At 71.3% G+C, this 16944-nt stretch carries 17 protein-coding genes; 12 read left to right on the top strand and 5 right to left on the bottom strand.

Features of this window, described 5'->3' with window-relative positions; genetic code table 11:
* Positions 1 to 43: 43 nt before the first annotated feature.
* Complete coding sequence (locus ACIHAA_RS16535) at positions 44 to 916, bottom strand: methylenetetrahydrofolate reductase (protein WP_399817592.1); 873 nt, start codon at positions 914 to 916, stop codon at positions 44 to 46.
* Positions 917 to 1354: 438 nt separating this feature from the next.
* On the opposite strand from ACIHAA_RS16535, the gene ACIHAA_RS16530 reads away from it, so the two are divergent.
* The 4 genes from ACIHAA_RS16530 (at position 1355) to ispG (ending at position 7319) form a co-directional block, all read left to right on the top strand.
* The gene (locus tag ACIHAA_RS16530) at positions 1355 to 3304 is read left to right on the top strand and encodes an acyl-CoA dehydrogenase family protein (protein WP_399817590.1); all 1950 of its coding nucleotides are present in this window, start codon (positions 1355 to 1357) and stop codon (positions 3302 to 3304) included.
* A 129-nt stretch (positions 3305 to 3433) separates the two neighbouring features.
* On the top strand, positions 3434 to 4690 hold the full coding sequence (dxr, locus tag ACIHAA_RS16525) for a 1-deoxy-D-xylulose-5-phosphate reductoisomerase (protein WP_399817589.1): 1257 nt from the start codon (positions 3434 to 3436) through the stop codon (positions 4688 to 4690).
* Entirely contained in the window at positions 4687 to 5991 is a 1305-nt protein-coding gene (locus ACIHAA_RS16520; RefSeq protein ID WP_399817585.1) for a M50 family metallopeptidase, read from the top strand. Before dxr ends, ACIHAA_RS16520 begins: the two co-directional genes overlap by 4 nt.
* Positions 5992 to 6161: 170 nt before the next feature.
* Positions 6162 to 7319: a flavodoxin-dependent (E)-4-hydroxy-3-methylbut-2-enyl-diphosphate synthase gene (gene ispG / locus ACIHAA_RS16515; protein WP_399817583.1), complete on the top strand. Its 1158-nt coding sequence runs from the start codon at positions 6162 to 6164 to the stop codon at positions 7317 to 7319.
* A gap of 32 nt (positions 7320 to 7351) precedes the next feature.
* Here the strand turns inward: ispG and ACIHAA_RS16510 are convergent, their stop codons facing one another.
* Positions 7352 to 7816: an ATP-binding protein gene (locus ACIHAA_RS16510; protein WP_399817581.1), complete on the bottom strand. Its 465-nt coding sequence runs from the start codon at positions 7814 to 7816 to the stop codon at positions 7352 to 7354.
* A gap of 136 nt (positions 7817 to 7952) precedes the next feature.
* On the opposite strand from ACIHAA_RS16510, the gene ACIHAA_RS16505 reads away from it, so the two are divergent.
* From ACIHAA_RS16505 to ACIHAA_RS16485, 5 genes are all read left to right on the top strand, one after another.
* Positions 7953 to 8768, top strand: coding sequence for a helix-turn-helix domain-containing protein (locus tag ACIHAA_RS16505; RefSeq protein WP_399817579.1), 816 nt, complete (start codon positions 7953 to 7955; stop codon positions 8766 to 8768).
* On the top strand, positions 8765 to 9007 hold the full coding sequence (locus ACIHAA_RS16500; RefSeq protein ID WP_399817576.1) for a DUF397 domain-containing protein: 243 nt from the start codon (positions 8765 to 8767) through the stop codon (positions 9005 to 9007). The genes ACIHAA_RS16505 and ACIHAA_RS16500 overlap by 4 nt, the downstream gene beginning before the upstream one ends.
* A 93-nt stretch (positions 9008 to 9100) precedes the next feature.
* Positions 9101 to 9949 carry a GNAT family N-acetyltransferase gene (locus tag ACIHAA_RS16495; RefSeq protein ID WP_399817574.1) on the top strand — a complete coding sequence of 283 codons (849 nt, stop codon included), beginning with the start codon at positions 9101 to 9103 and terminating at the stop codon, positions 9947 to 9949.
* A gap of 51 nt (positions 9950 to 10000) precedes the next feature.
* A complete protein-coding gene (locus ACIHAA_RS16490; RefSeq protein WP_399817572.1) occupies positions 10001 to 10549 on the top strand; it encodes a GNAT family N-acetyltransferase in 549 nt (182 codons plus the stop codon).
* Between the two features lie 108 nt (positions 10550 to 10657).
* A complete protein-coding gene (locus tag ACIHAA_RS16485) occupies positions 10658 to 12358 on the top strand; it encodes a proline--tRNA ligase (protein WP_399817570.1) in 1701 nt (566 codons plus the stop codon).
* A 74-nt stretch (positions 12359 to 12432) separates the two neighbouring features.
* Here the strand turns inward: ACIHAA_RS16485 and ACIHAA_RS16480 are convergent, their stop codons facing one another.
* The 3 genes from ACIHAA_RS16480 to ACIHAA_RS16470 all read right to left on the bottom strand — a co-directional run bounded on the left by ACIHAA_RS16480 (position 12433) and on the right by ACIHAA_RS16470 (position 14584).
* Entirely contained in the window at positions 12433 to 13335 is a 903-nt protein-coding gene (locus ACIHAA_RS16480; RefSeq protein WP_399817567.1) for an aminoglycoside phosphotransferase family protein, read from the bottom strand.
* An 89-nt stretch (positions 13336 to 13424) separates the two neighbouring features.
* Entirely contained in the window at positions 13425 to 13907 is a 483-nt protein-coding gene (locus tag ACIHAA_RS16475; protein WP_399817564.1) for a ferritin-like domain-containing protein, read from the bottom strand.
* Positions 13904 to 14584 (bottom strand): hypothetical protein, encoded by a 681-nt coding sequence (locus ACIHAA_RS16470; protein ID WP_399817563.1) that lies wholly within the window; start codon positions 14582 to 14584, stop codon positions 13904 to 13906. Before ACIHAA_RS16470 ends, ACIHAA_RS16475 begins: the two co-directional genes overlap by 4 nt.
* 245 nt (positions 14585 to 14829) lie before the next feature.
* On the opposite strand from ACIHAA_RS16470, the gene rimP reads away from it, so the two are divergent.
* The 3 genes from rimP to ACIHAA_RS16455 all read left to right on the top strand — a co-directional run bounded on the left by rimP (position 14830) and on the right by ACIHAA_RS16455 (position 16854).
* Complete coding sequence (gene rimP, locus ACIHAA_RS16465; protein WP_399817561.1) at positions 14830 to 15339, top strand: ribosome maturation factor RimP; 510 nt, start codon at positions 14830 to 14832, stop codon at positions 15337 to 15339.
* 2 nt (positions 15340 to 15341) lie between these two features.
* Positions 15342 to 16364, top strand: coding sequence for a transcription termination factor NusA (gene nusA / locus ACIHAA_RS16460; RefSeq protein WP_399817559.1), 1023 nt, complete (start codon positions 15342 to 15344; stop codon positions 16362 to 16364).
* 178 nt (positions 16365 to 16542) lie between these two features.
* Entirely contained in the window at positions 16543 to 16854 is a 312-nt protein-coding gene (locus tag ACIHAA_RS16455; protein ID WP_399817556.1) for a YlxR family protein, read from the top strand.
* Positions 16855 to 16944: the final 90 nt, after the last annotated feature.

The raw sequence follows: 16944 nt of genomic DNA, 5'->3' as shown, positions 1-16944 counted from the left end.
CCTCAAGGACGAGTGGCCGCGCCGTCCCCGCAGCCGCCTCCGCTCAGCCCCGTCCCACCGTCTCCGCCCGGAACCCCGCCACCCACTCCGAGGCCGCGCGCAGGCCGCCGAATGTGTAGAAGTGGACCTTGAGTTGGCCGTGGCGGGCGGGGGTGTAGTGCTCGGCGAGGGTGTGGAGGAAGCGGTCGGGGCCGGCGGTGCCCATCAGCTGGGTGAGGGAGAAGCCGTACTTGCGGACGACGGAGGCGCTGGTGCCGACCCCGAAGCGGGTGGCGTACGTCAGCAGCCGCCGTACTCCGGCCGGGCCCGGCACGCCGACCCGCACCGGCAGTCCGATGCCCCGGTCGCGGGCCGCCTCGACCCAGCGGAGCACGGATCCGGCGTCGAAACCGAACTGCGTGACGACCTCGCCGTCCAGCTCCTGTTCCTCCAGGGCCTTCGCCTTCTCCTCGATCGCCGACCACAGGACCTCGTCCGGGATGGCGGGATGCCCCTCGGGATAGCCGCCGAGCCCGACGTGCCGTACGCCGTGGGTGTTCAGCAGGCCGGAGCGGATCACGGTCAGGGCGTCCTCGTAGGGGCCGTGCGGGGTGGCCGGGTCGCCGCCGATCACGAGCACCCGCTCCGCGAGACCCTCCGCCCGCAGCGCCGACAGGAAGGCGTCCAGGTCCGCCCGGGAGGCCAGCCGCCGGGCCGATATGTGCGGCACGGGCAGGAAGCCCAGCCGCTTGACCGCGCGGGCGGCCGCCAGCCGGGTGGTGAGGTCCTCGGTGCCCAGGAAGGTCACATTGATCCGTGTCCCGGGCGGAACGACGGCACGGGCCTCCTCCAGCTTCACGACGTCCTTGCCGGTCATCTCCAGGGAGAAGTCCTCCAGCAGGGGTGCTACGGCCGGGGCCGCGGGGCCGGAATCCATGGTGCTCCTCGTTCGCACGACGCCCACGGCACTGGATGTGCCGCGACCTCGGGCGAGGATACGGGGGCTCCGCCACAGCCCCCACACCCGGGCGCCCACCCCGGCGACGCGGCCCCGCCACGCCCCCGGTGGCGTGGGCCCCGGGCGCATGCCCGGCGCACAGGCCCCCGCCCCCGGGCAACCCCAGCGGCGGAGCGCGCCCCGCCCCGGGCGCCCCCGCCCCCCACTTGACACCCCCGCACCCCCGCCCCCTCGCCGCCGACCCATGTTCCGCGACGACGACCCCGCGCGAGGACTGGCTACGGCCCCCGTATTGGGGTACCAACGATCGAGTAGCACCGGTCAGTAACGCACCGCCCGCAATACCGCCGTACGGCCCCCTCGGGCCGCCGTACGGTGTGCGACCCATCAGCCCCGATTCGCGGCGAGGTGAGCCTCATGACCGCACCAACCGACGCCCCCACTCCCAAGCCCGCTGTCACCGAACGCGAGGCCCGCCAGGTCGCGGAGGCCGCGCGGGAGCAGGACTGGCACAAGCCCAGCTTCGCCAAGGAGCTGTTCCTCGGCCGCCTGCGGCTCGACCTGATCCACCCGCACCCGCTGCCCGCCGAGGACGACGTCCAGCGCGGTGAGGAGTTCCTCGCCAAGCTGCGCGACTTCTGCGAGACCCAGGTCGACTCCGCCCGCATCGAACGCGAGGCGCGCATCCCCGACGAGACGATCAACGGTCTCAAGGAACTCGGCGCCCTCGGCATGAAGATCGACACGAAGTACGGTGGTCTCGGCCTCACCCAGGTGTACTACAACCGGGCACTCGCCCTGGCCGGCACCGCCAGCCCCGCCATCGGCGCGCTGCTCTCCGCGCATCAGTCGATCGGCGTACCGCAGCCGCTGAAACTGTTCGGCACTCGGGAACAGAAGGAGACGTTCCTGCCGCGCTGCGCCCGCACCGACATCTCCGCCTTCCTGCTCACCGAGCCGGACGTCGGCTCCGACCCGGCCCGCCTGGCCACCACGGCCGTGCCGGACGGCGACGACTACGTCCTCGACGGGGTGAAGCTGTGGACCACCAACGGTGTGGTCGCCGACCTGCTCGTGGTCATGGCGCGGGTGCCGCGCTCGGACGGCCACAAGGGCGGCATCACGGCCTTCGTCGTGGAGGCCGCCTCCGAGGGCATCACCGTGGAGAACCGCAACGCCTTCATGGGCCTGCGCGGCCTGGAGAACGGCGTCACCCGCTTCCACCGCGTCCGGGTCCCCGCCTCCCACCGGATCGGCCCGGAGGGCGCGGGTCTGAAGATCGCGCTCACCACCCTGAACACCGGCCGTCTGTCGTTGCCCGCGATGTGCGTCGGCGCGGGCAAGTGGTGTCTGAAGATCGCCCGTGAGTGGTCGGCCGCCCGTGAGCAGTGGGGCAAGCCGGTCGCCCTGCACGAGGCGGTCGGCGCGAAGATCTCCTTCATCGCGGCCACCACCTTCGCCCTGGAGGCGGTCGTCGACCTGTCCTCGCAGATGGCCGACGAGAACCGCAACGACATCCGGATCGAGGCCGCCCTCGCCAAGCTCTACGGCTCCGAGATGTCCTGGCTGATGGCCGACGAACTGGTCCAGATCCGCGGCGGCCGCGGCTTCGAGACCGCGGAGTCCCTCAAGGCCCGCGGCGAACGGGCGGTCCCCACCGAGCAGATGCTGCGCGACCTGCGCATCAACCGCATCTTCGAGGGCTCCACGGAGATCATGCACCTGCTGATCGCGCGGGAGGCGGTGGACGCCCATCTGTCGGTGGCCGGGGATCTGATCGACCCGGAGAAGACCCTCGCCGACAAGGCGAAGGCGGGCGCGAACGCCGGTGTCTTCTACGCCAAGTGGCTGCCCAGGCTGGTCGCCGGACAGGGCCAGGTCCCGGGCGCCTACGGCGAGTTCCGCCAGGGCATCGACCTCTCCGGGCATCTGCGGTTCGTCGAGCGCAGCGCCCGCAAGCTCGCCCGGTCCACCTTCTACGGCATGTCCCGCTGGCAGGGCCGGATGGAGACCAAGCAGGGCTTCCTGGGCCGGGTGGTCGACATCGGGGCCGAGCTGTTCGCGATGAGCGCGGCCTGTGTCCGTGCCGAGCATCTGCGCCGGAGCGGGCAGCACGGCCAGGAGGCGTACCAGCTGGCCGACGCCTTCTGCCGCCAGTCCCGCATCCGCGTCGAAGAGCTGTTCGGGCGGCTGTGGAGCAACACCGACGACCTGGACCACAAGGTGGTCAAGGGCGTGCTGTCCGGTACGTACGCCTGGCTGGAGGAGGGCATCGTGGATCCGTCCGGCGACGGCCCGTGGATCGCGGACGCCCATCCGGGTGAATCCTCCCGCAAGGATGTACGAAGGAAGATCCCGAAGAGCTGACCCGCCCGTACGAGGGTCCCGTACGAAGGTCTCGTCGTCCGGGCCGTGCGCACCGTGCGCGGCCCGGGCGGTGGCCCGATGTCGGGACACCGTGTCCTTCCCGCCACCCGGTGCGGCAACAATGGGGGGATGAGCGACAGTCCAGCCCCTCTTGCCGACCCCCATCTCGTCTTCGATCCCGCGGACGGAGTACGGGATGTGGTGATCCTCGGCTCCACCGGCTCGATCGGCACCCAGGCCGTCGACCTCGTGCTGCGCAACCCCGACCGCTTCCGCGTCACCGGCCTCTCCGCCAACGGCGGCCGGGTCGGACTGCTCGCCGAGCAGGCCCGGAGCCTGCGCGTCCGCACGGTCGGGGTCGCGCGCGAGGACGTCGTACCGGCCCTGCGGGAGGCCCTCGCCGCCCAGTACGGCCCCGGGGAGCCGCTGCCCGAGATCCTCGCCGGGCCCGACGCGGCCACCCGCCTGGCCGCGTCCGACTGCCACACCGTCCTCAACGGCATCACCGGTTCCATCGGCCTCGCGCCCACCCTCGCCGCCCTGGAGGCGGGCCGCACCCTCGCGCTCGCCAACAAGGAGTCGCTCATCGTCGGCGGCCCGCTGGTGAAGGCCCTGGCCAAGCCCGGGCAGATCATCCCGGTGGACTCCGAGCACGCCGCGCTCTTCCAGGCCCTCGCCTGCGGCACCCGCGCGGACGTCCGCAAGCTCGTGGTCACCGCCTCCGGAGGTCCCTTCCGCGGCCGGAGCCGGGCCGAGCTGGCGCGGGTCACGCCCGAGGACGCGCTCGCCCACCCCACCTGGGCCATGGGCCCGGTGATCACGGTCAACTCCGCGACCCTGGTGAACAAGGGCCTGGAAGTGATCGAGGCCCATCTGCTCTACGACATTCCCTTCGACCGCATTGAGGTCGTCGTGCATCCCCAGTCGTATGTCCATTCGATGGTGGAATTCACGGATGGATCAACGCTGGCGCAGGCGACGCCCCCCGATATGCGGGGGCCGATTGCCGTCGGGATCGGCTGGCCCGAGCGGGTGCCCGACGCCGCCCCGGCATTCGACTGGACCAAGGCCTCGACCTGGGAATTCTTCCCCCTGGACACGGAGGCCTTCCCCTCCGTCGGACTCGCCCGGCACGTGGGAGAGCTCGCGGGCACGGCCCCGGCGGTGTTCAATGCGGCCAATGAGGAGTGCGTCGACGCGTTCCTGAACGGCGCACTGCCGTTCCTCGGGATCATGGAGACGGTGACGCGGGTGGTGGAGGAGCACGGCATCCCCCAAACGGGAACTTCCCTGACCGTCGCGGACGTCCTCGAAGCGGAGGCCTGGGCACGAGCCCGGGCGAGAGAACTGACGGCGCAGACGGCAACCGCGGAGGCTCGTGCATGACGACTTTGATGATGATCCTCGGCATAGTCGTCTTTGTGCTCGGACTGCTGATCTCGATCGCCTGGCACGAGCTGGGGCATCTGTCGACGGCCAAGCTCTTCGGGATCCGCGTGCCGCAGTACATGGTGGGCTTCGGCCCCACCATCTGGTCGCGCAAGAAGGGCGAGACCGAGTACGGCGTCAAGGCGGTCCCGCTCGGCGGCTACATCCGCATGATCGGCATGTTCCCGCCGGGCCCGGACGGCCGGATCGAGGCCCGCTCCACCTCCCCGTGGCGCGGGATGATCGAGGACGCCCGGGCGCAGTCCTTCGAGGAGCTCCAGCCCGGTGACGAGGACCGCCTCTTCTACACGCGCAAGCCGTGGAAGCGGGTCATCGTCATGTTCGCGGGCCCCTTCATGAACCTGGTGCTCGCCGTGGCGGTGTTCCTCGGCGTGATGATGACCTTCGGCGTCCAGACCCAGACCACCACGGTCTCCAAGGTCTCCGACTGCGTCATCCAGCAGAGCGAGAACCGCAGCAAATGCGAGAAGGGCGACGCGCCCACCCCCGCCCAGGCCGCGGGCCTGAAGCCGGGGGACCGGATCGTCGCCTTCGACGGCCGCAAGGTGACGGACTGGTCCGTCCTCCAGTCCGACATCCGCGCCAACCCCGGCAAGAACGTCACCCTCACCGTCGAACGCCAGGGCAAGCGGCTCGACCTGCCCACCCACCTGATCAAGAACCAGGTGAGCAAGACCGACGGCAACGGCGGCTATGTCGAGGGCAAGTACGTCTACGCGGGCTTCCTCGGCTTCACCCCCGCCACCGGGATCGTGCCGCAGTCCCTCGGCCAGTCCGTGGGGCGCATGGGCGACATGATGGAGAACGGCGTGGCGTCGCTGGTCTCCCTGCCCGGCAAGATCCCCGCCCTGTGGAACGCGACCTTCGGTGACGCCCCGCGCCAGCCGGACTCCCCGATGGGCGTCGTCGGCGCCGCCCGCGTCGGCGGCGAGGTGTTCACCCTGGACATCCCGCCGTCCCAGCAGATCGCGATGATGCTGCTGCTGGTCGCGGGCTTCAATCTGTCGCTGTTCCTGTTCAACATGCTGCCGCTGCTGCCCCTGGACGGCGGACACATCGCGGGTGCCCTGTGGGAGTCGCTGCGCCGGGGCCTGGCCAGGGTGCTGCGCCGCCCCGACCCGGGTCCTTTCGATGTCGCGAAGCTGATGCCGGTGGCCTATGTGGTGGCCGGGATCTTCGTCTGCTTCACCCTGCTGGTGCTGATCGCGGACGTGGTCAACCCGGTCAAAATCTCCTAGCCACACGGTGTTGTCGGCGGCCGGGAAGACTGACGTCCCGGCCGCCGCCCTTTGGGTGGGTTTAACGGGCCGTGATGTGCTCCGGCCCGGGCGTGTGGCGTAATCTCGGGGCTTGGAGCCCGCCGATTCGGGACCGGATCTTGATCCACAACGTTGGGGTTGCACAGCAGATGACTGCGATTTCACTCGGCATGCCGTCCGTTCCGACCAAGGTCGCCGAGCGCCGGAAGAGCCGGCAGATCCAGGTCGGATCCGTGGCGGTCGGGGGCGGGGCGCCGGTGTCGGTGCAGTCGATGACGACGACGCGGACGTCGGATATCGGTGCGACGTTGCAGCAGATCGCGGAGCTGACGGCGTCGGGCTGCCAGATCGTGCGGGTGGCGTGTCCGACGCAGGACGACGCGGACGCGCTGGCGGTGATCGCGCGGAAGTCGCAGATCCCGGTGATCGCGGACATCCACTTCCAGCCGAAGTACGTCTTCGCGGCGATCGAGGCGGGCTGTGCGGCGGTCCGGGTGAATCCGGGCAACATCAAGCAGTTCGACGACAAGGTCCGGGAGATCGCGACGGCGGCCAAGGACCACGGCACGCCGATCCGGATCGGGGTGAATGCGGGCTCGCTGGACCGGCGGCTGCTCCAGAAGTACGGCAAGGCCACCCCGGAGGCCCTGGTGGAGTCGGCGCTGTGGGAGGCGTCCCTCTTCGAGGAGCACGACTTCCGCGACATCAAGATCTCGGTGAAGCACAACGACCCGGTCGTGATGATCGAGGCCTACCGCCAGCTCGCCGAGCAGTGCGACTACCCCCTCCACCTCGGTGTCACCGAGGCGGGTCCCGCCTTCCAGGGCACCATCAAGTCCGCCGTCGCCTTCGGCGCGCTGCTCTCCCGGGGCATCGGCGACACCATCCGCGTCTCCCTCTCCGCCCCGCCCGCGGAGGAGGTCAAGGTCGGCATCCAGATCCTGGAGTCCCTCAACCTGCGCCAGCGCGGCCTGGAGATCGTCTCCTGCCCCTCCTGCGGCCGCGCCCAGGTCGACGTCTACAAGCTGGCCGAAGAGGTCACGGCGGGCCTGACCGGCATGGAGGTCCCGCTGCGGGTCGCGGTCATGGGCTGTGTCGTGAACGGCCCGGGCGAGGCCCGCGAGGCCGACCTCGGCGTGGCCTCCGGCAACGGCAAGGGCCAGATCTTCGTCAAGGGCGAGGTCATCAAGACCGTGCCGGAGTCGAAGATCGTGGAGACCCTGATCGAGGAGGCCATGAAGCTGGCCGAGCAGATGGAGAAGGACGGCATCGCCTCGGGCGAACCGTCCATCTCGGTCGCGGGCTGACAAGCCCCCGGCACCCGCTCACGGACGTCCCGTCACCCCCGGGTGGCGGGACGTCGCCGTACCTCCGCCCAGACGCACTTCCCCGGACAGCGCGGATCCACCCCCCACCGCTCCGCCAGCGCCTCCACCAGCAGCAGCCCCCGGCCGCCCTCCTCGGCCGCCGGGTCCGCCGGGGGCCGCTTCTCCGGCAGCCGCTCGGTCCGTGTGTCGGACACCTCCAGCCGTACGCCCTCCGCCGCCGCGAGCAGCCGCAGCTGGAAGTCACGGCCGGGCACATGCCCGTGCCGTACGGCGTTGGCGGCCAGCTCGGCGGCGATCAGCGTCACGGTCTCGTTGAGGGCACTGTCGTAGGGATGCCCCCACTCGTCCAGCCGGTGCGCGACCAGCCGCCGGGCGAGCCGGGCGCCCCGGGGGCTGGACGTGAACCGCATCTCGAATGTGTGCGCGGGCGCGGTGCGCTTGGGCATATGCCAGTCGGAGGGAGTTGCTGACTTCATGGGGCTTACCGTCGCGCACCCTGCGTAGCGTTGAACAGCAGCTGAGCCGGGACCGCCGAGCGTTGTACGCGGCCGGGGCGTATCTGTACGCGGGGCGAGCCGTAACCGGTGCTGCACCAGAAGCGGTGAGGGGTGTATGAGCGACGAGCAGGCCATGGGAACGGGTGTGCCGCAGCTTTTCGGGCGGCAGTTGAAGAGGTTGCGGACCTGGTCGGGGATGGGCCGCGCGGAACTGGGGGCACGGACCGGCTACTCCGAGTCGACCATCGCCTCCTACGAGCAGGGGAGGCGGATCCCACCCCGGAACTTCATCGTGCAGTCGGACGAAGTGCTGGACGCGCACGGGGTGTTGCTGGAGATGGTCGACGAGATGGAGCGGGCACAGTACCCGCCCTTCTTCCAGGACGCCGCGAAGCTGGAGAAGGAGGCGGTTGCGCTGCACTTGTTTGCCGTCCAGGCAGTCCCCGGTCTGTTGCAGACGGGGGAGTATGCCCGGGCGGTGTTCACCATGAGGCGCCCACTGTTGGACGAGGAGGTGGTGGACCAGCGCGTGACGGCTCGATTGGCCCGACAGGCGATCTTCTCCAGGAAGCCTGCGCCCATCATCAGCTTTGTGATGGAGGAGATGATCCTGCACAGGCGTCTGGGCGGAAAGGCTGTCATGCGGGGGCAGTTGGAGCAGATCCTGCTCGCCGGGCAGCAGCGAAACGTCGAGATCCAGGTGATGCCGAATCACCGTGAGGAGCACGCGGCGCTTGCTGGCCCATTCACCTTGATCGAAACGGAGGAAGGGCGCAGGATCGCCTACGCGGAGGTGCATGCGTACAGCCGCCTCTTCTCCGACCGGCGAACCGTCAGGGAGTTGGAGGAGCAGTACGGCCTTCTGCGCGCCCAAGCCCTGACACCGCGCGAATCGCTAGCTTATGTAGAGAAGTTGCTGGGAGAGACATGAACGAGCTGACGTGGTTCAAGAGCAGCTACAGCAGCGGCGAAGGAGGCGAATGCCTCGAAGTCGCCCTCGCCTGGCACAAGTCCAGCTACAGCAGTGGCGAGGGGGGCCAGTGTCTGGAAGTTGCCCCCTGCCCCACCGCCGTCCACATCCGTGATTCGAAGCGGATCTCGGAGGGCGGGCCCGCGCTCACCCTCCCGCCCACGGCCTGGGAGGCGTTCGTGGGGTTCGCCGTCCGGTGACGGAGGGTATACCGGTTGCTACCGGGCGGCAGCCCCACCGCACGGCAGGTACAGTGCGGAGATCAGCAGACCCCAGGGGTGAGGCTTCCGCACGTGTTGACGCAGACCACCACCCGGGTCCTCGCACCGAGTGACCTGGAGGCCGCGCTCGCCGTTCTCGACCGCGAGCCGGTCGTGAACGCCTTCGTGATGTCACGGGTCCAGGTCGCCGGCCTCGACCCGTGGCGCCTCGGCGGCGAGATGTGGGGCTGGTACGAGGGTGGCATGCTGACCTCGCTGTGCTATGCGGGCGCCAACCTCGTACCGATCTGCGCGACCCCCCGCGCGGTGCGCGCCTTCGCGGACCGGGCCCGGCGGGCGGGCCGCCGCTGCTCCTCGATCGTCGGCCCCGCCGAGCCCACCGCCCAGCTGTGGCGGCTCCTTGAGCCCGGCTGGGGACCGGCCCGCGAGGTCCGCGCCCACCAGCCGCTCATGGTCACCGACCGGATGCCCCCCGACATCGCCCCGGACCCGTATGTCCGCCGCGTCCGCAAGGACGAGCTGGAGACGATCATGCCGGCCTGCGTGGCGATGTTCACCGAGGAGGTCGGCATCTCCCCGATGGCCGGGGACGGCGGGCTGCTCTACCAGGCCCGGGTCGCGGAACTCGTCGGCGCGGGCCGCTCGTTCGCCCGTCTCGACGACCAGGGCCGGGTGATGTTCAAGGCGGAGATCGGCGCTGCCACCCCGGGGGCCTGTCAGATCCAGGGGGTCTGGGTGGCCCCCGAGTACCGCGGGCAGGGCCTCGCCGCGCCCGGCATGGCGGCCGTACTGCGCTACGCCCTCACCGATGTGGCGCCCGTAGCCAGCCTCTACGTCAACGACTTCAACACGGCCGCCCGGCGCACCTACCTCCGGGTGGGCTTCCAGGAGATCGGTGCGTTCATGAGCATTCTGTTCTGAGAGGGAGCATTCTGTTCTGAGCCGGGCCCGCCGCCCCGGTAGGCTCCAGCCATGCCGCGTACCCCCGACGACGTAGTGATCGGCTCCCTGGACCTGTCCGGCCGCGTCGACGAGGCGCTCGCCGTGCAGGCCGTCGCCTTCGGGCTCGGCGCCGAGGAGATCGCCGTACGCCGCCAGATCGTGCTGCGGCACATGACCTACCCGGGCGCCCGCGCCCTCGGGGCCGTCGCCGCCGACGGACGGCTCGCCGGATTCGTCTACGGCATGCCCAACGACCGCCTGCACTGGTGGTCCACCGTCGTCGAGCCCTATCTCCGCGCCCAGGGCCGCGACGACTGGCTGGACAGCTCCTTCGTGATCACCGAACTGCACGTCCACCCCGGCTACCAGAACCGCGGCATCGGCCGGACCCTGATCACCACCATCACCGACGCCGCCGAGCAGCCGCGCTCCATCCTGTCCGCGATCGACACCGACAGCCCCGCCCGCGGCCTCTACCACTCCCTGGGCTATGTGGACCTCGCCCGCCGGGTGGTCTTCCCCAGCGCGCCGAGGCCGTACGCCGTGATGGGCGCCCCCCTGCCGCTCCGCCGCCGATAACGGATTTCCACCCGAACAGCAAGCCCGGCTAACCTCCTAGCCATCAGCTTCCCCCATTCCCGGCTTCGCGAGGGCAGGGGGACCCCAGCGGCAGGAGTACGAGACACCATGGCGAACGCACCGGTCCAGCGCATGTCCCAGTTGATGGCGAAGACGCTGCGCGACGACCCGGCGGACGCCGAGGTCCTCAGCCACAAGCTGCTGGTCCGGGCCGGTTATGTGCGCCGCACCGCCGCCGGGGTGTGGACCTGGCTGCCGCTCGGCAGGAGGGTCCTCGCCAATGTGGAGCGGATCGTCCGCGAGGAGATGGACGCCATCGGGGCCCAGGAGGTCCTGCTCCCCGCCCTGCTGCCGCGCGAGCCCTACGAGGCCACCGGCCGCTGGGACGAGTACGGCGCCGAGCTGTTCCGCCTCCAGGACCGCAAGGGCGGCGACTATCTGCTGGGCCCGACCCACGAGGAGATCTTCACCCTGCTGGTGAAGGACCAGGCGTCCTCGTACAAGGACCTGCCGGTCATGCTCTACCAGATCCAGACCAAGTTCCGCGACGAGGCCCGGCCCCGCGCGGGCATCCTGCGCGGCCGCGAGTTCCTGATGAAGGACTCGTACTCCTTCGACCTGGAGGACGAGGGCCTCGCCCACTCCTACGCCCTGCACCGCCAGGCCTACCAGCGGGTCTTCGAGCGCCTCGGCCTGGACTACCGGATCGTCGCCGCCACCGCGGGCGCCATGGGCGGCTCCAAGTCCGAGGAGTTCCTCGCCCCGGCCGGAGCCGGTGAGGACACCTTCGCCGACTGCCCGAACTGCGACTTCGCCGCGAACACCGAGGCGATCGCCTACGAGCTGAAGCCCGCCGACGCCGCGGACGTGCCCGCGCTCGAGGAGATCCCCACCCCCGACACCCCGACCATCGAGACCCTCGCCGCCTCCCTGGGCGTCCCGGCCTCCGCCACCCTGAAGAACCTGCTGGTCAAGGTCGACGGCGAGATCGTCGCCGTCGGCGTGCCCGGTGACCGCGAGGTGGACATGGACAAGGTCGAGGCGCACTTCGCCCCGGCCGCCGTCGAACTGGTCACCGTCGAGGACTTCATCAACCGCCCCGACCTGGTCCGCGGTTACGTCGGCCCCCAGGGCCTTGAGAAGGTCACCTACCTCGCGGACCCGCGCATCGCCCCCGGCACCTCCTGGATCACCGGCGCCAACAAGGAGGGCATGCACGCGAAGAACGTGGTCGCGGGCCGTGACTTCGAGGTCGACGCCTATGTCGACGTCGTGGTGGTCCGCGAGGGCGACCCGTGCCCCAAGTGCGGCACCGGCCTCAAGCTCGACCGCGCCATCGAGATCGGCCACATCTTCCAGCTGGGCCGCAAGTACGCCGACGCCCTCAAGCTCGACGTCCTCGGCCCCAACGGCAAGCCGGTCCGCGTCACCATGGGCTCCTACGGCATCGGCGTCTCCCGCGCGGTCGCCGCGCTCGCCGAGCAGACCGCCGACGAGCAGGGCCTGTGCTGGCCCGCCGAGGTCGCCCCGGCCCATGTGCACGTGGTGGCCGCGGGCAAGGCGCTCCAGACCGAGCTGGCCCTCGATGTCTCCGGGCAGCTGGCCGAGGCCGGGCTCCGCGTGCTGGTGGACGACCGGGCCGGGGTCTCCCCGGGCGTGAAGTTCACCGACGCGGAGCTGATCGGCGTCCCGAAGATCCTGGTCGCGGGCCGCCGCTCCGCCGAAGGCGTCCTGGAGCTGAAGGACCGCCGGACCGGCGAGCGCGAGGAGCTGACGGTGGCCGAGGCCATCGCCCGCCTCACCGCCTGACACACGACGAGACGGCCCGCACCGCCGTGGCGGTGCGGGCCGTCTGCGTGCGCTGTGCGGAGACGCGGCAGCCGCTACAGCCAGGTGGCGAATTCCAGGAGCAGTTCCGCGTCCTGGGTGCGGCCCACCCGGCGGGCCCGTACGCCGGACTCCACCGCGCGGAACAGGGTCCAGCCGCGCAGCCGTTCCTGGTCCAGGTCCAGGGACTCCGCGAGCCGCTTCACCCGGCGCCGGGTGATCGCCGCGCCGGAGGGCGAAGCGATCAGGTCCTCCACCCGGTCGCGCACCAGGCGCGCCAGATCGAAGGCGCACTCGCCGACCACCGGATCCGGACCCACCGCCAGCCACGGCATCCGCTCCCCGGCCAGGATCTTGCTCTGCCGCAGGGTGCCGTGCAGCAGCCGCTCCTCGGGCGCACCGCTCAGCAGCTCCTCGCGCGCCGCGAGCGCCGACTCGATCAGCGGGGCCGCCTCGGAGTCCGTCCGGGCGCCCTCCCGCATCGCCTCGGCCTGCCGCCCGGTGCGTCCGGCCACCGTCTCGAAGGAGTGCCCGGCGGGCGGTGCCACCCACAGCCGCCGCAGCGTGCCCGCCGCCTCCAGCAGGGCCTTCGCCTCCGGCAGGGACCGTACCGACATCTCCGGGTGGAGCCGCTCAAGGAGCAGCACACCCTGCTCGGTGTCCGCGTCCAGCAGCCGTACCGCGCCCGAACCGTTCCAGTGCGCCAGCGCGGCCCGCTCGCTCTCCGGACGCGCCCTCGGCGGCGCCACCTTCAGCACCGCGGGCGTACCGTCCGCCTGCCGCACCAGCAGCGCGACACTGCTGCGGCCGCCCGGCGCCTGCACCCGCTCCACGGTCAGCCCGCGCAGTTCCACGGCCCGTTCGACCAGCCCGGGCAGCAGGGCCAGCCACTCGGCGCCGCCGTCCGGGTGCGTCTCGCCGAGTGCCCGCACGAGACGCTGCGGCGGTTCGAAAGCCATGCGCGAGATGTTCCCTTCCAGGTCTGCTTCGCACGCGCGGAAAGATGCGTGTGCGCCTGTCTCCGGCGGTAGGTCTCCGGCGGTACCGCTCAGGTCCGCGGGGCCGACGACGCGGCAGGGGCGGCCGCCGCCCGCTCGGCGAGACCAGGGAAGGCTACGCTCCCGCCGCTCCAGCGCACCGCCCGGACCGCCGCCTCCCGCAGCGCCTGGGCCGCGGACCGCCGCCGCGCGCCCGTCGAGGCCCGGACCAGGTCCGAGTACACCCCGGCCACCCGCTCCTCGAGCTCGGCGGCCAGCCGTACGGCGGCGGCCGGGTCGGCAACGGTGAAGGGCAGCGTATACGCGGCCGCGGCGGCCTCCGGTGTGCCGCCCAGGTCCCGTACGGCCCGGGCCAGCTCGTCGCGGCGGGCGCGATGGGCGTCGTAGGCGGCCCGGGCGTCGGCCCGCCGGGCCGGTGCGACATGGCCGCCGACGACGCCGTAGCCGTAGACCGCCGCGTGCTCGGCGCGCAGGGCGGCCTGGAGGGCCGCGAGTTCGCCGTCGGCCGTCGGCGTGCTGTCGCTGGTGCTCACCGTGCGCCCTCCGTCAGCAGATACACATGGGCGGCACCGGCCGCCGCCACGGACGCCAGCAGCCGCGCCAGCTCGCCCGGCACGTCCAGCAGCGCCGCGGCCCGCCGGTCGGCGAGCGTGCGTTCGGCGGCGGCCAGCCCGGCAAGAGCCGTCGCGGGATCCGCCGAAGCCGAAGCCGACGCCGACGCCGACGCCGACGCGGAAGGAGAACCCGAGGCGGAGTCAGGGGCAGACGCAGACGCAGAGCCGGGGGCGGAAGCCGTAGCCGTAGCCGTAGCCGTGCCGGAAGCGGACGGGGACGCCGATGCGGACGCGTCCGCCGACGGCGCCGCCGCCGGGGACACCCCCGCGGACGCGGACGCGGAGGCACCGGGGGAGGCGGACGCGGAGGCACCGGCGCGGCCGCCGAACGCCTGTACGTGCCGGACCGTTTCCTCGTGCAGTGGTCCGAGCCGGGCGGCCAGCGCCGGATGGGCCGCGATCACGGCGGCGTACCGCTGCGCCAGCTCCGCGCTGTCGCGGGCGGCCCGCGCCCGGACCCGGTCGGCGGCCGCGGAGCCGCCCGGACCGCCGGTGTCGGAGGCACCGGAACAGCCCGCGGCCAGCGCGGCACCCGCCGCCGACACGAGCAGGCTCCTTCTGCGCAGACGGGTGCGCGGATGCGGGGGGATGGGCACGGGGGACGTCCTCGGATCCTGGGGGTCGACGCCGTCGAGGGCCTCGTACGAACTGGTGGGCGGCTGCCCGTGATCACCGTACCCGCGCGCCGCCCCGCCACCCGCCATCGGCTCGGCACGCGCCGCGGGCACTCCAGGGGAGCGGTCGCGGTGCCGGTGGACGGCAACACCCTTCGGGACCGGATACCCTTTGACCTGACACGCGACCATCCCACAACAGCACACGCGGCCGAGGAGTCACCCGGATGAGCACCACCCAGAGCGAGAGGCTGCGAGAACTTCTGGAACCGCTCGTCGGCTCCCAGGGCCTTGATCTCGAAGAGATCGCGGTGGACTCGGTCGGACGCAAGCGTGTGCTGCGCGTCGTCGTCGACTCCGACACCGGGGCGGACCTGGATCAGATCGCCGATGTGAGCCGTGAGCTCTCGGCGAAGCTCGACGAGACGGACGCGATGGGCGAGGGCGAGTACACCCTCGAGGTCGGTACCCCGGGCGCGGAGCGCCTCCTCACCGAACACCGCCACTACCTGCGCGCCGAAGGCCGCCTGGTGCGGTTCCAGCTGGCCGAGGGCGGCGAGCTGGTCGCGAGGATCCTGGGGGTCGACGACGAGGGCGTCGACCTGGAGGTGCCCGGTGTGAAGGGCCGCAAGGCCACCACCCGCAGACTCGCGTTCCCGGAGATCGACCGGGCGCGTGTGCAGGTCGAGTTCAACCGCAAGGACATGAAGGACATGAAGGAAGAAGAGGAGGCGTAGCCGTGGACATCGACATGAGTGCCCTGCGGGGCTTGGTTCGGGAGAAGGAGATCTCCTTCGACCTGCTGGTCGAGGCGATCGAGTCGGCCCTCCTCATCGCGTACCACCGCACCGAGGGAAGCCGCCGCCACGCGCGCGTGGAACTGAACCGGGAGACCGGCCATGTGACCGTGTGGGCGAAGGAGGACCCCGAGGACCTGGAGGAGGGGCAGGAGGCGCGCGAGTTCGACGACACCCCGTCGGGCTTCGGGCGGATCGCCGCCACCACCGCCAAGCAGGTCATCCTCCAGCGGCTGCGCGACGCGGAGGACGACGCCACGCTCGGCGAGTACGCGGGCCGCGAGGGCGACATCGTCACCGGTGTGGTCCAGCAGGGCCGCGACCCGAAGAACGTGCTCGTGGACATCGGCAAGCTGGAGGCCATCCTGCCGGTGCAGGAGCAGGTGCCCGGCGAGGTCTACGAGCACGGCAAGCGGATCCGCTCGTACGTCGTTCGGGTGGCGAAGGGTGTGCGCGGTCCGTCCGTCACTCTTTCGCGTACCCACCCCAATCTGGTGAAGAAGCTCTTCGCCCTTGAGGTGCCGGAGATCGCCGACGGGTCCGTCGAGATCGCCGCGATCGCCCGTGAGGCCGGTCATCGCACGAAGATCGCCGTCCGGTCCACCCGATCGGGCCTGAACGCCAAGGGCGCCTGCATCGGCCCCATGGGCGGCCGGGTGCGCAACGTCATGGGCGAGCTGAACGGCGAGAAGATCGACATCGTGGACTGGTCGGACGACCCGGCCGAGATGGTGGCGAACGCCCTCTCCCCGGCCCGGGTCTCCAAGGTCGAGGTCGTGGACCTCGCGGCCCGCTCCGCCCGGGTGACCGTGCCCGACTACCAGCTGTCGCTGGCGATCGGCAAGGAGGGGCAGAACGCCCGTCTGGCCGCACGGCTCACCGGCTGGCGGATCGACATCCGTCCGGACACCGAGCAGCCCGCCGACCGGTCCACCGACCGGCCGACCACCGACCGGTCCGCCTGAGGCCCCTCGGCTCCAGCCCGGCTGAGGCCCTCGGGCCCCGGCCGGGACAGGCCCCTCGACCCCCGTCGGGGACCGTATCCCGGCCGGGCGTCGCCGAGATCACGACAGTTTTCTGCGCAGCAAGTGTTCGATTCTTGCCCCAAAGGGGTGAGGTCGTTGCGGGGAGGTAGACTTAAGCGTGTCTGGCCGGACGCATGCCCGCGCATGCCCTGAGCGCACCTGTGTGGGGTGCCGGGAGCGAGCGGCCAAGATCGAACTGCTGCGCACCGTGGTGATCGAGGACGCATGCGTCCCCGATCCGCGCGGTACGCTGCCCGGCCGGGGTGCGTATGTGCACCCCGCGTCGGCATGTATCGACCTGGCGGTCCGCCGCCGGGCCTTCCCCAGGGCGCTCCGCGTCCCGGGGCCGCTCGACATAAAGGCGTTGCGCCAGTACGTCGAGCAGACCGACAGTTGCCCCCAGCCCCCGGCTGAGCAGGCAGCACCGTAAGAAAGCGCCGCGCGGAATCCCTGCGCGGCCCTGGTACCTCGCGAGTCGAAAGCAGGTCGAGATTGCGATGAGCACTCGATGAGTACGCGA

It is taken from the genome of Streptomyces sp. NPDC052040, assembly GCF_044548405.1.
GTDB lineage: Bacteria > Actinomycetota > Actinomycetes > Streptomycetales > Streptomycetaceae > Streptomyces.
The sequence above is the reverse complement of the archived record's forward strand: the minus strand, read 5'-3'. Positions and strand labels throughout refer to the sequence as shown.